We start from the raw sequence: 13,358 nt of genomic DNA, 5'->3' as shown, positions 1-13,358 counted from the left end.
ATTATTAAATAAGCCCGATTGCTTTGTATTCATTGCAATACGGGCTTTTTCATTAAAAAATACCTACCCATTTCAAAACCCATTCTATAAAAAATTTCTTTCCATATTGGTTTCCCTTTCCCCAAAAAACTTTTCGACAAAACCCCCTTTTTTTATTGACACATAAATGTATTAAATATATAATACACTCAAAGTGTACTATTTATATAATACACTCAAGGAGGGTTCATATGTTGGATTTTACTGAGATGGTTTTGAATACATCAGAACCGGTTTATACCCAAATCAATAAATTTGTGAAGCGACAAATCTTTCTGGGAACGGCAAAAAAAGGAGATCCCTTACCATCTAGGCGGGAACTGGCAACCCAGTTGAAAATCAATCCAAATACTGCGCAAAGAGCATTTCGTGCCATGGAGGAGGCAGGTTTGGTTTTAACTCCCAAAAACACCGTAAGCATTTTATATTTTGATGAAGACATGATGCTGGAAATACAACGGGAGATGACAGCGGATATTGTTGCAGAGTTTGTAAAAAAATCAAAAGAAAATAAACTATCCTTTGATGAAGTAATGACCTTGCTTCGTCAAGAGTGGGAAAAGGGGGAAAATAATGAAAAATACATTAAAGCTTAGTAACTATTTGTTTGGCTGGTTTTTTCATAAAAGTGAGAGATTTATATTAGGAATTTCTTTGGCAATTTCTATTATTATGCTTTTTGTGGTCAACAGTTTATACAGTGGAAATTTGTATGAACATATTGCCATAGAATTCCGTACCTATGATTTGGTTGTGGATTACAGCGGCGTAGGAATTGTCTTTTTTCTTGGATTGGTTTCTTTGTTTGTTTCACTCTTTATTCAAATAAATGGATTTTACACCAATGGAAAGGGAATGTATTCTATTTTTACATTACCTATGAAACGGCATGAGATTTTTTTCTCCTTCTTCTTATCTGCCGTTGCTGCTGTTTTGTTATATTTTGCAGTTTGGCTTGTGACTATGGTGCTGCTATATTTTCCCATAACTTCCATGTATGAAAAAGAGGCTTCAAAGGCGATTCTATATATCTCAGAGGAAGTAACCCTTAATAATTTGAACGTTTCCATTACCAATGGCTTATTTTTAGCCTTCCACAGGAGTGCATTTTTATCAGCGTGCTTTCCGGTTTCCTGGATACAGGCGCTGTCTTTATGCGGAGGAATGTTCCTGTCAATCACAGCAATTGTATTTGCGGGATTATATAATGAATATGTTTTTGCTCGGGTAGCACTGTTTATGGTAGTGCTGGGCGGATTTTGTGCAGCATTTTATTGCGTTTGGATTTTTATTGAAGATCAGTTTGGCTATTCTATGAAAACAGTAATGCCTCAAAGTCTATACTTATGTGGTCTTGCACTATTCCTTGGGATCATATTGATTTTTGTTGCATTAGGCAAATTGAAGCAGAGAAAAGATATCTAAGGGGGATGGATATGAAAAATAAAGTAATTTGGGCAGTGGCCTTATCCATCTTGATTTTTGGGGGATTTATGGGCAAAATGTCTCAATTGAAGGATAATGGTATTTTTTATTTAAAAGACATCGAAGGACAACGGGAATACTTAAATCTTTTCCCAATAGAAGGTGTTGCGGGGGATGGTACCCAAGGGATCATCTTTCGTTTAGAGGACGGAGCGCTTTCCACGAAGTTTTATCCCTTTGACTCTGAACAGGTGAACAACCTTTTTTTTGCTGAAAGAGAAGGCATAAAAGGGATGGAAAAATACAACTATAACTATTATAATCAAGATTTCCGCAAAGGAATATTTGCCTCAACCGATTCTGCACCCTCTAAAGATGCCAAAATACAGCATATGGACAGTTTTTATGAAGAAATTATGGATGATATGGATTTCTACGGTGACGAGTTTGTTGGGGGTGAAACCGACATAGCAGATAAAGTTGATGTTTATTTGGACATTTGGGGGATGGATTTTGAAGGTCAAGCAAGGATTCGTACGGGAATGACCTTGCAGAATCAAGATCAAGTGTATTACTACACAAGAGGAGATTATGAAGATGGATTAACTTCTTTTACTCATTCTTTTCTTAATGATGGTATGCAGGAAGTAGATGGATTTTGTGCGGAAATTGGGGATGCATATTATTGTATGGCAATTCCTAGTGCGGAAATTTATGGTATGGAGATTCATGGGGAATGCCAAGGAGACACATCCCTTTTTCGCATTAAGCAAGAAAACATGATTGAACCTCCCGAACTGGATAAGGAAGAGGAGTTATATCAGCAGAGGGAATACGGTAATGCAGAGGTTCTGTGTACTTTCCCTGTGGATGAAAACAACCGAGTGTTGGAAGCGTTTGCTGTTGGTGATCATTCCCTTGGAATATTTAGAGTTCAAAATGAAAGCTTATTTTTTGAAATTTATGATACAGAAGGAAATATGATTGCTCAGGATTTGCTTACAAAAGAGCAAGGCAGCAAAGTAGACCAAATTGAAGCGAATGTGGTTGCTTGGAATGAAAATGATGTATCCATTTACTTTAGAACGTATCAGGTTGTGAAAGATGAGGATAATTATGAGCGCTGGGAAGGTATAATAGACGGAATGTATCAATTCGATGAAAAAGGTTTGAAAAGAATGCATTGTTATGGGGATAACGGTGGAAAATTACTATCGGTTTGCAGGAATAATTTAATTTTGGATGTATCTATGGTAAGTGATGAGCAAAGGCAGCTTCCTTACTATTATGGGTATCAGGTGTATGTAAGTGTAATTAACGGAGATACAGGGAAAATTTTATATCGAGGAAAATTTGAAACCGACTATGACGAGGATCTCTATAAACTTTTTTCTCCATATAATATTGCCAAAGATGCCCCTTATCTGGAAGAAGCTATGAAAGCATATAATGTTGATGGAATTATTACACAAAGGCAACGGCAGATTACCAATGTTTTACCCATAAATGGAAAGGTGGAAAATGTATGGTGGAGATAGAGAAATTATATTTTACCTATCCAAATTATAAAACAGTTTTGGAGAATATCACTTTTTCTGTTCCAACAGGGCAGATTGTAGCAGTTTTGGGCACAAATGGAGCCGGAAAAACTACCCTTTTAAAGCTTATTGCAGGTTTGTTAGTACCCGATGGAAATGTACAAGTAAAAATCGGCGGTAAAACGCCCCAAGAAATTTCAGGAGAAATTGCCTTTATCAGTGAAGCCGGAACTTATTTTAATGATTTAACGCCCAAATCATATGGAAATTTTTTACAAGATTTTTTCCCCTCTTTTGATAGCACTTATTTTGATATGTTACTGGATTTTTTTCAGTTAGAGGAACGACCCATTAAAAAAATGTCAAAAGGACAAAAAGCAAAAGTGGAAATCGCGGCAGGCATGGCAAAAAGAACCCCCTATATCATTATGGATGAACCATTTGTGGGAAAAGATATGTTTACCCGTCAAGATTTTATGCAGGCTCTGGCAGGAACATTGACAGGAGAAGAAACAATTTTTATCACAACCCACGAAATCAATGAAATTGAAAACTTTGTGGATCGTGTCATAATATTAAAAGAAAGTCATATTGCCATAGATATCACTTTGGATGAACTAAGGCTACAAGGAAAAACGATTCAAGAATTGATGAAGGAAACCATCGGCTATCAGGAAAATAGCCTTTGTTCCCTTCTAGATAAAACAAAATAAACCTCAGAATGTTTTCTGTCGTAAGCATATAAAAATAATCGAAATGAATGACAAAAGCCCAATTCACTTCTACAACATAAATCATAAAAGATTGAATTGGGCTTTTCAAATGCGACATTTTCTTCTAAATTAAACAATATTCCCCTTTTACAGCCATTAAACTGCACCTTAATTGACACTAACCCAGCTGTGTGCTATACTTTCACCAGAATTATAAGTTAGTTCTAATTAATTTACAAGATTGAGGGACGATTATGACGTTAGATGAATTGCCGATTGGCAAAGAAGCAGTGATTACACAAGTTGGGGGCGAGGGAATTTTACGCTGTCGTCTTTTGGATATGGGGCTGATCCCCAAAACTAAAATTACGGTAACAAAAATTGCGCCTATGGGCGATCCCATAGAATTACGCTTAAGAGGATACACCCTTACCATCCGAATGGAGGATGCAAGAAATATTCATGTGGTTGAGGGGGCAGCAAAATGATATTTGCTTTGGCTGGAAATCAAAATTGTGGTAAAACAACGCTGTTTAACCAGTTAACGGGATCTAACCAACATGTGGGGAATTTCCCCGGAGTTACTGTAGATCAAAAAGTCGGCGAAATTCGAGGGCATAAAGACTGCAAAGTTGTGGATCTCCCAGGAATTTATTCCATTCGCCCCTATACCAGCGAAGAAATTGTTACCCGAGACTTTATTCTGAACGAAAAACCGGATGGACTCATTAATATTGTGGATGCAACAAATATTGAACGAAATTTATATTTGACCCTGCAATTGATGGAAATGAGAATCCCCATGGTTTTGGCATTGAATATGATGGATGAGGTACGAAATAATGGTGGAACCATAGACGTTGCAAAAATGTCCGCAGAACTGGGTATTCCGGTAATCCCCATCAGTGCCGTTAAAAATGAGGGGGTTGAAGAACTTCTTAATTGTGCTTTGCATCAAACAAAGCTTAAAAAACTCCCTGAACGATTGGATTTTTGCCCTCAGGGGCCTGTTCATCGTTGTATCCACTCCGTTTGTCATCAGTTAGAGGATCATGCGGAAAATGCTTGCTTGCCTTTGCGTTTTAGTGCCATGAAAGTCATTGAAAATGATGATGATATTATCCAACGATTAAATTTAAGTCAAAACGAGTTAGAATTGATTGAGCACAGCATTATTGAAATGGAAACAGAGCTTTCTATGGATCGTAATGCGGCTTTAGCTGATATGCGTTATTCTTTTATTGAAAAAGTTTGTGCCGGAACGGTAATTAAATGTCAAGAAAGTAAAGAACATATCCGCAGCGTTCAAATAGATAACATTTTGACACATAAATTGGGGGCAATTCCAATTTTTATTGGAATTATGTTTATGATATTTTTCCTCACATTTAATGTGTTTGGAGCAATCTTGAGCGATTGGCTATCTGTCTTAATTGATGGAATTACAGGCTGGGTGGATCATAGCCTGACGCTATACGCAATAAATCCTGTAGTACACAGTTTGGTGATTGACGGTATTTTTGCCGGAGTAGGAAGTGTTTTAAGCTTCTTGCCAATAATCGTTGTTTTGTTTTTCTTTCTCTCCATTTTGGAAGATACAGGATATATGGCAAGAGTTGCCTTTGTTATGGACAAGCTTCTTAGAAAAATTGGTCTTTCCGGCCGAAGTATTGTGCCATTACTAATCGGTTTTGGCTGTACGGTGCCCGCTGTTATGGCAACACGAACTCTTTCTTCTAATCGAGATAGAAAAATGACTATGCTTCTAACGCCCTTTATGAGCTGTTCCGCAAAAATACCTATTTATGCGGTTTTTACAGCGGCCTTTTTCAAAAGGTATGCAGCCTTTGTTATGATCGGATTATATTTAACGGGAATTATTATTGGTATTGTTGTGGCATTGTTATTCGGAAAAACCGTTTTTGAAGGCAAACCCATTCCCTTTGTAATGGAACTGCCTAATTATCGTTTTCCTTCCTTTAAAAGCGTATTATTGTTGATGTGGGATAAAGCGAAAGATTTCTTGCAAAAAGCTTTTACTGTTATCTTCGTTGCAACCATTATCATTTGGTTTTTGCAAAGCTTTGACAATCATTTTAATATTGTGACGGACAGTGCTGACAGCCTGCTTGCTATGATTGGGCAGTTCTTGGCACCGTTATTTGTCCCCTTGGGTTTTGCAGATTGGAGAATTCCTACTGCTTTGATAACGGGTTTTACTGCAAAAGAAGCTGTAATAAGTACCATGAGTGTTTTGCTGGGAACCTCTGTATCTGAGCTAAATGGAGCATTGGCAACTATATTTACCCCTGTTTCTGCCATTAGCTTTCTGGTATTCACATTATTATATACCCCTTGTGTGGCGGCCATTGCCGCAGTAAAAAGAGAACTGGATTCCGGCCTGTTAGCCTTGGGTGTTGTATTATTGCAATGTGGTGTTGCATGGATTGTTTCTTTTGGGGTATATCAACTATTGCAGTTGTTTATATAAGGAGCTGAAACAATGCATATTTTGGATTTCATTATTTTAGGCCTGATTGCAATTGGTATATTATTGGCAATTCGTCGCATGAAAAAAAAAGGTGGCTGTTGCGGCTGTGCAGGAAATTGCAGCCATTGTAAAAAAGAAAAAGACACGAAGTCTTGAAACTTTTTCTGCCTTTTAGGATTTTATTCAACCACAAAAAAGAGACATCCTTCATTTCAATTGGATGTCTCCTTTTTTATATCTTATATCTTTATTTTATATTTTATATTTGTGAAAAATATTCTCTGCCACCAGAATCCCATCCACAGCAGCAGAAACAATACCTCCAGCATAACCTGCGCCCTCACCTACAGGATATAGTCCTTCTGCCCAGGGGCTCACTCCATCCCCATTTCGCAGAATACGGACGGGGGAAGAGCTTCTGCTTTCCACAGCCGTTAATACAGCATCTTCTCTATCAAAGCCTTTCAGCCTTTTTCCCATTTCAGGGATCGTCTCCCGCATAGCCTCCGTCATAAAAGGTGGTAAAATTTCATCCAGATTTCCTTCTTTTGTTTTAGGACGATAAGTGGGGCAAACCTTTGGGTTCTTTTTTGAAGTTCCCAAAAATGCACCTACGCTTTGTATGGGTGCAGTATAGTCTCCTCCTCCCAAAGCAAAGGCTTTTTCCTCTAATCGGCGTTGGAAATACATCCCTTCCAAAGGGTGGTCAGAACCAAAATCCTTGGGGAATACCTGAACCAGAAGGGCAGAATTGGCATTTTCTCCATCACGGGCATGTTCACTCATACCATTTATGGCCAACCGCCCCTCCTCCGAAGCCGCCGCAACCACATATCCACCGGGGCACATACAAAATGTATAAACCCCCCTTCCTTTTTTCGTGGTATAAGTCAAACGATAATCTGCAGGGGGAAGCTTTGCCGCCGCATCACCGTATTGGGCAAAATCAATCATTTTCTGAGGATGCTCAATGCGTACTCCCATGGCAAAGGGTTTTTGTTCCAAAAAAACCCCCTTCTTATGCAACATTTCAAAGGTATCTCTTGCACTATGGCCAATAGCCAAAATAACATCATGGGTTTCAATTTTTTCTCCATTTTCAAGGGTAACGCCTTTTACTTGGTTGCCTTCAACTAAAATGTCCGTCACCTTAGCAAAAAAACGAACTTCACCCCCAAGAGAAACGATCTTTTCCCGAATTCGCTTCACAACACCCCGCAGTAAGTCTGTCCCAATATGGGGCTTAGCATCATATAAAATCTCCTTTGGTGCATTCGCTTCTACCATCTCCTCTAGTACCTTGCGGCAACGAGGGTCTTTAATCCGAGTCGTCAGTTTTCCATCAGAAAAGGTTCCTGCACCACCTTCGCCAAACTGCACATTATTTTCCGTATCCAGCCTGCCTTCTTCCCAAAAAAGAGAAATGGCCTTTTGACGGCTCTCCACGTCGCCCCCTCGCTCCAGAACAATGGGGTTTAGTCCCATTTCTGCCAAAAGCAAGGCAGCAAACATCCCACCGGGGCCAAAACCAACCACCACCGGACGTTTGTTGCATTGGGCTTTTCCCTGAGGAAAGGCATAGGATAAATCAGGTGTTTGGGAAATATTTTTACCTTTTGCCTTTGATAGAACCTTTTTTTCATCGGCAACGGCTACATCCAAAACATAAACATAGTGAATTTGGTCTTTTTTTCTTGCGTCTAAAGAGCGACGAAAAATTTGCATTTCTAACAAATCCTCAACGGTAATTCCAAGGGCTTTTGCTGCCTTCTTCTTAAGTTGCCCTTCCGTTCCATCCACAGGCAATTTTAAATCTGTCATTCTAATCATTTTCCTCCAGCCCTTCTTCATAAAATACTTCCTTTAAAGCAAGGCCTTTTGCCGGGGCAGTAAAACCCGCCTTTTCTCTATCCAAGGCCGCTAAAATAGAAGGGATTTCCTTAGGGTCTTTTTTCCCCTCCCCAACCTCGATCAACGTTCCCGTTATAATTCTCACCATTTGATATAAAAAACCATTTCCGTGATATGCAATGGTGATTTTGTCTTTCGTACAGATAAACTGAATCTCATAAATTTTACGCACCGTAGATTTTTTCATCCGCTTATTGGCACAAAAGCTTTTAAAATCCTGTTCTCCAAGGAAAGCTTTTGAAGCCTCTTTCATTCTTTCCACATTTAAGGGTTTTTCACACCAAAAAACATACTTTCTTTCAAATACCGGCGGCTTTTTACTGTTCCAAATGGTATATTCATAAGTTTTCGCTTTTGCACTTAGCCGACTGTGGAACCTTGGATGCACAGATTCTAACGAAAGCACCGCGATATCCTCCGGTAGTTTTTCATTAATGCAGTCCATAAGTTCTTCCGCCGTACCCCGCCAATCCATATGAAAATTAGCAACCTGACCATAGGCATGGGTTCCCCCATCGGTTCGCCCTGAACCATAAACCTCAATAGGACCCCCTGCCAAAGCAGAAACAATCCCCTCTAATTTTTCTTGTATCGTATTTTCTGTATTGCCCTGCTTTTGCCAGCCGTTATATCGACCGCCATCATAAGCAAGTATCATTTTATAATTTTTCATCATAGCACTTGTTGAATCCCATTCAATATTTTTGGAACAAACTGTTTTTTCCTGGAAACCATTCCGGGAAGGAATATCCAGTTATCTTCTATCGTACCACAAAAAGCAGTCTCTACAACATTTTTTGCTTTTTCCCCAACAAAAACCAACTCGGAGGACTCAGTTAAAATATTGGTCAAAAGGAAAAACAGTATATCGCAGCTGCCCTTAATGGACTCCATATAAGCCGCTATTTTGGGGCGTAACTGCGTTAGTTCTTCTTGATCCAAGGAAGAAATCTGTCCTACGCCAAAACTTAAGCCACTACCGCTGAATTTTTTAAAATCTTGATAGAAGATTTCTTCCGGGACTTTGTCTCCCAGACAACTGCCCGCCCGAAACATTTTTTCGGCGTAGTCTTGAATCTCCAATCCAGCAATCTTCGCCGTAGCCTCCGCCGCAGTTCTGTCCTTCTCCGTGCAAGTGGGAGAACGGAACATCAGGGTATCAGATAATATGGCAGAGCATAATAAACCTGCAATTGGAGGCGAAATTTCAATGCTGTTTTCCAGATACATTCCGTAAATAATTGTAGCTGTGCAACCAACAGGCTGATTGCGGAAATACACAGGCATGGTCGTTTCCAAGCTGCCTAAACGGTGATGATCTATAATCTCAATCACTTCCGCCTCATCAATACCATCTACCGCCTGTGCCTTTTCATTATGGTCAACTAATATAATCTTTTTCTTCTCTGTATCTAATAAAGAACGTCTGGAAAGCATACCGCAATAATTTCCCTCGTGATCCAAAACAGGGAAATCGCGGTGCCTGATTTTAGATAATACCGTTTTAATATCAGAAACAAAGTCATCCTTTTGAAAAGTAATCAACCCATCTTTGCGCATAAAATAACCCACAGGGGTACTCTGGCTCATTAACCTTGCTGTCATATAAGTATCATGAGGCGTACTGATAATTTTACAGTTGTTTTCAATGGCAAGCTTTTGAATGGTTTTAGACACTGGAGCACCCATACAAACAACAATACATCCTGCATTCATTTCAATTCCGCAAAGCTGACTTTCAAAACGGTTTCCGGTAATTACAATATCCCCTTCATCAACAAAAGATTCCAATAAATCGGGATTTGCCGCACCTATTAAAATTTTCCCTGTTGTCACAATATCATTCTGGTCACCAACAATCATTTTGCCATCAATGGTTTCTAAAATATTTGTGTAACTTGTGTGGGACATCGCTAAAATATGAGTTTCATAAACATCCATATTCGCCGTAGCAATATCCTTTACCGATATAATGCCCTCAAGCTTTTCATCTTGAACAACGGGCATGGTAGCATCCCCCAGATCCCTCATGGTATTCCAAGCTTTCTTCAAGGAAAACTCTTTACTAATGGGTGGGGTTGATTTTATGGTGACATCGCTTACTTGAGTTCCTACATGTCCAATAAATTCAGGTACATCCACCCCAAAATATTCTAAAACATACTTTGTTTCATTATTGATCTCTCCGGACCTTTTGGGAACAAAACAGTTCCCATTCAATTGATTCTTTAATGCTGCATAAGCAATGGCAGAACAAATGGAATCGGTATCAGGGTTCTTATGTCCGATTACGAAAATAGTTCTTTCTTTTTGCATATATTTTATAACCTCCTAAAGGGAATTAACGCTCCGCTTAAATAATTGTAACTCCACATAGCCGAAAAAGCCCAGGACTTCTTATCGCCCATTAAAAAATGACGGCAAAAACTTTTTGGCTATTAATGAATTCAGTATAGCCGTAAATCTTTTTACCGTCAACCTATTTTGTTTGCATGCTCCCTATTTCTTACAAAGCTTTACAACAACCACCCCTTCCGTTATTTTACCGACAACTCTCTTTCTGATACCATACATAAGACATAACCGTAGGTAGTAGTACAATCACACCAAGCAATCCCCCAACTACATAAGGCATGAACACAATGGGAACAAAGAGCGCCCCAATTACCATAAGAATTCCACCAAAAAAGAATAGCTTCCCTCCTAATCTTTGCGTTTTGTTCCAAACCGTTTCACTGCTTAATGCCCATGGTGTTTTCACACCTGTAAAAAAGTTGGATTTTACCTTTGGCATTAAATTTCCAAAGAAAACAAAAAGAAGTCCTACACCTCCACAAACAACCCTACCCACAGGAATCCTTCCAGGATAAAAACTTTCCGAAATTATAATCGCCATCATAAGTGACATGAATATTTCCATCAAAATAATGAAATTTTCGTAAACAGGATAAAATTTTTCATAGTTTTTTCGTCTTGGATCAATTTTTGCGAGTAGCGGCATAAAAACCCCCATGCCGAAGCATAGTACAGCGAGAATAAACAGTTGCCACTTCTCGTCATAACGTACACCTTTCCCCGCTTGCCACTGCATTGGCACCAGGTCGGGCAACTTTTGATATACCAAACTTACCATGATAAAAGGTAATACTGCAAAAAAATAAATAGCTATTTGTTTTTTTCTCATTCTAATCCCCTCCGGTAAAAGCGGTAATCCAACTTAAAATTTCTTCAAAAACAGTCATGTTTAATTCATAATAAATATACTTCCCCTTTTTCTCATCCAATATCAGCCCAGCATTTTTTAAAACCGACAAGTGATGAGAAATTGTTGCCCCTGTTGCTTCGAAATGCTGCCCGATCTCCCCAGCTGTTTTTTCTCCGGATTTGAGTAAATCCAAAATTTCACGTCTGGAGGGATCGCTGATTGCTTTTAATGTTTGTTGAATTCCCAACTCCTCACCTCATTTCATTTAGACATTCATCTAAATATAAAATAACACAAAGATATAAAATCGTCAATAACATTTAGATATCTATCTAAATATTATCTGAACTTGAAAAATTCTATTTATTTTATAGAAAGCACTTCCATAGAAAAACCTGAATGGCATATCTAAAAAAACCGCCAGACTTTATGATCTAGCGGCAACGGTCAAATTAAATTTTTTCTTAATAAAATTTATTCCTACGTTCCTGCAGCATTCCATAGTCCTACATCAATCATTGGGGAAAGACAGTATACATTGCCTGCCCATTCATCAAACTTCATTCACCCACAATCCATGTTTGCTGCATCCAAAATATAGCTTCCCTTTTGAAAGCCTTGGAATCCGTAGCTCACTGCCCTGCTCTGGATAAAGCTTTACAAAAAGAACCTTATCATAGGTCACATATGCAATAAAAGATATATAATGATCCTTCTTCATCTCGTGGGGAAAAGTAATATATAAATCATTCTCAATATATTCCATACTGAAACAATGCTCTCCTTCTGCAGGCTTCGGCACCAAAGGTGCCATCTTGCGTCCACAGCAGCAAACTTCTGCATCACTGGTTGCCGTAATCACATTTCCGCAATTGGGGCACATATAGAATTTCAATCTTTTCATATTTCCTCCATCAATATTATTGGGTTCTAAATCCCCTAACAAAATTTTTTCAATATTTACATTTAATGCGACAGATAAATCATGTAAAAGGGATACATCGGGACACCCCAATCCTCTCTCCCATTTTGAAATGGTTTTGTCGCTTATATTCATGCGTTCCGCAAGCTGTCTTTGTGTCATACCTTTTTCTTTGCGTAAGGCAAAAATTAATTTACCTACCTTATTACAATCCACCATTGTCACCTCCATATTTATATTATAGATGAATTGACCTGTTAATCCAATCCACGTTCCGTAGAGTTTCACTTTTTTCCATAAAAAAACGACAAGCTTCCTAGGAAAACTTGTCACTTCCATTTAAGGCGCCACCCGGATTTGAACCGGGGATAGAGGTGTTGCAGACCTTTGCCTTACCACTTGGCTATGGCGCCATAAATATAAAATAATTATAATATTTTGAATATAAAACGTCAATACCCTTTTTGCTATTCTTTTCCGACATGTTTTTTGTTTAAATAATTATGGAATTAATATTTATTATTTTATAATATATGCTCATGAAACAAAAAAATACGCCTTAAATGAGAAATACTCTTTAAGACGTATTAGCAAGGCGCCACCCGGATTTGAACCGGGGATAGAGGTGTTGCAGACCTTTGCCTTACCACTTGGCTATGGCGCCAAAAACATGATCCGTGCGGGATTCGAACCCGCGTTACCGCCGTGAAAGGGCGGTGTCTTAACCCCTTGACCAACGGACCATATGTATACTCCCCGTGTTGGATTCGAACCAACGACCCTCCGGTTAACAGCCGGATGCTCTACCGCTGAGCTAACGAGGATCAATGCAAATGAGCCTCCCAAAAGCATCCCCTAAAAGAATGCAAATTTAAGCGATCAAGTTGCAAAAAAAATTGAAATCTGGCAACCATCTACTTTCCCAGGCAGCTTCCCACCAAGTATCATCGACCGCTCAGGTCTTAACCGACGTGTTCGGAATGGGAACGGGTGTGTCCCCTGAGCGCATCGTCACCGAAAATCTAAAAAATGATCCGTGCGGGATTCGAACCCGCGTTACCGCCGTGAAAGGGCGGTGTCTTAACCCCTTGACCAACGGACCATATGTACTCCC

At 39.0% G+C, this 13,358-nt stretch carries 11 protein-coding genes, 5 tRNA genes, 1 rRNA gene and 1 pseudogene; 6 read left to right on the top strand and 12 right to left on the bottom strand.

Going from position 1 to position 13,358, the window contains the following annotated elements; all coding sequences use genetic code 11:
* Positions 1–230: 230 nt before the first annotated feature.
* The 6 genes and pseudogenes from P9Q65_RS02900 to P9Q65_RS02870 all read left to right on the top strand — a co-directional run bounded on the left by P9Q65_RS02900 (position 231) and on the right by P9Q65_RS02870 (position 6,362).
* On the top strand, positions 231–635 hold the full coding sequence (locus P9Q65_RS02900; protein ID WP_304507676.1) for a GntR family transcriptional regulator: 405 nt from the start codon (positions 231–233) through the stop codon (positions 633–635).
* Entirely contained in the window at positions 613–1,464 is an 852-nt protein-coding gene (locus tag P9Q65_RS02895) for a hypothetical protein (RefSeq protein ID WP_304507675.1), read from the top strand. Before P9Q65_RS02900 ends, P9Q65_RS02895 begins: the two co-directional genes overlap by 23 nt.
* An 11-nt stretch (positions 1,465–1,475) precedes the next feature.
* The gene (locus tag P9Q65_RS02890; protein ID WP_304507672.1) at positions 1,476–3,002 is read left to right on the top strand and encodes a hypothetical protein; all 1,527 of its coding nucleotides are present in this window, start codon (positions 1,476–1,478) and stop codon (positions 3,000–3,002) included.
* The gene (locus tag P9Q65_RS02885; RefSeq protein WP_304507671.1) at positions 2,990–3,715 is read left to right on the top strand and encodes an ATP-binding cassette domain-containing protein; all 726 of its coding nucleotides are present in this window, start codon (positions 2,990–2,992) and stop codon (positions 3,713–3,715) included. Before P9Q65_RS02890 ends, P9Q65_RS02885 begins: the two co-directional genes overlap by 13 nt.
* Positions 3,716–3,969: 254 nt before the next feature.
* Positions 3,970–6,206 (top strand): annotated as a pseudogene (feoB, locus tag P9Q65_RS02875) (ferrous iron transport protein B).
* Positions 6,207–6,218: 12 nt separating this feature from the next.
* Positions 6,219–6,362, top strand: a complete 144-nt coding sequence (locus P9Q65_RS02870) for a FeoB-associated Cys-rich membrane protein (protein WP_304507665.1) — start codon at positions 6,219–6,221, stop codon at positions 6,360–6,362.
* Between the two features lie 96 nt (positions 6,363–6,458).
* Here the strand turns inward: P9Q65_RS02870 and P9Q65_RS02865 are convergent, their stop codons facing one another.
* From P9Q65_RS02865 to P9Q65_RS02810, 12 genes are all read right to left on the bottom strand, one after another.
* Positions 6,459–8,036 carry an NAD(P)/FAD-dependent oxidoreductase gene (locus P9Q65_RS02865; protein ID WP_304507763.1) on the bottom strand — a complete coding sequence of 526 codons (1,578 nt, stop codon included), beginning with the start codon at positions 8,034–8,036 and terminating at the stop codon, positions 6,459–6,461.
* The gene (truA, locus tag P9Q65_RS02860; protein ID WP_304507664.1) at positions 8,029–8,793 is read right to left on the bottom strand and encodes a tRNA pseudouridine(38-40) synthase TruA; all 765 of its coding nucleotides are present in this window, start codon (positions 8,791–8,793) and stop codon (positions 8,029–8,031) included. Before truA ends, P9Q65_RS02865 begins: the two co-directional genes overlap by 8 nt.
* Complete coding sequence (locus P9Q65_RS02855) at positions 8,790–10,433, bottom strand: putative manganese-dependent inorganic diphosphatase (RefSeq protein WP_304507663.1); 1,644 nt, start codon at positions 10,431–10,433, stop codon at positions 8,790–8,792. Before P9Q65_RS02855 ends, truA begins: the two co-directional genes overlap by 4 nt.
* 226 nt (positions 10,434–10,659) lie before the next feature.
* The gene (locus tag P9Q65_RS02850; RefSeq protein WP_304507661.1) at positions 10,660–11,301 is read right to left on the bottom strand and encodes an SdpI family protein; all 642 of its coding nucleotides are present in this window, start codon (positions 11,299–11,301) and stop codon (positions 10,660–10,662) included.
* A 1-nt stretch (position 11,302) separates the two neighbouring features.
* Positions 11,303–11,569, bottom strand: coding sequence for an autorepressor SdpR family transcription factor (locus P9Q65_RS02845; protein WP_304507659.1), 267 nt, complete (start codon positions 11,567–11,569; stop codon positions 11,303–11,305).
* 306 nt (positions 11,570–11,875) lie between these two features.
* The gene (locus P9Q65_RS02840) at positions 11,876–12,460 is read right to left on the bottom strand and encodes a helix-turn-helix domain-containing protein (RefSeq protein ID WP_304507762.1); all 585 of its coding nucleotides are present in this window, start codon (positions 12,458–12,460) and stop codon (positions 11,876–11,878) included.
* 126 nt (positions 12,461–12,586) lie between these two features.
* Positions 12,587–12,657, bottom strand: a tRNA-Cys gene (locus P9Q65_RS02835).
* Positions 12,658–12,837: 180 nt separating this feature from the next.
* Positions 12,838–12,908: transfer RNA gene (locus tag P9Q65_RS02830), tRNA-Cys, on the bottom strand.
* Positions 12,909–12,915: 7 nt separating this feature from the next.
* Positions 12,916–12,987 (bottom strand) — tRNA-Glu (locus P9Q65_RS02825).
* A gap of 9 nt (positions 12,988–12,996) precedes the next feature.
* Positions 12,997–13,068, bottom strand: a tRNA-Asn gene (locus P9Q65_RS02820).
* Positions 13,069–13,145: 77 nt separating this feature from the next.
* A 5S ribosomal RNA gene (gene rrf / locus P9Q65_RS02815) occupies positions 13,146–13,263 on the bottom strand.
* Between the two features lie 11 nt (positions 13,264–13,274).
* A tRNA-Glu gene (locus P9Q65_RS02810) sits at positions 13,275–13,346 on the bottom strand.
* Between the last annotated feature and the right edge of the window lie 12 nt (positions 13,347–13,358).

It is taken from the genome of Anaerotignum sp., assembly GCF_030625865.1.
In the GTDB taxonomy this organism is placed as follows: domain Bacteria; phylum Bacillota; class Clostridia; order Lachnospirales; family Anaerotignaceae; genus Chakrabartyella.
This window is presented reverse-complemented; position numbering and strand designations above follow the sequence as displayed.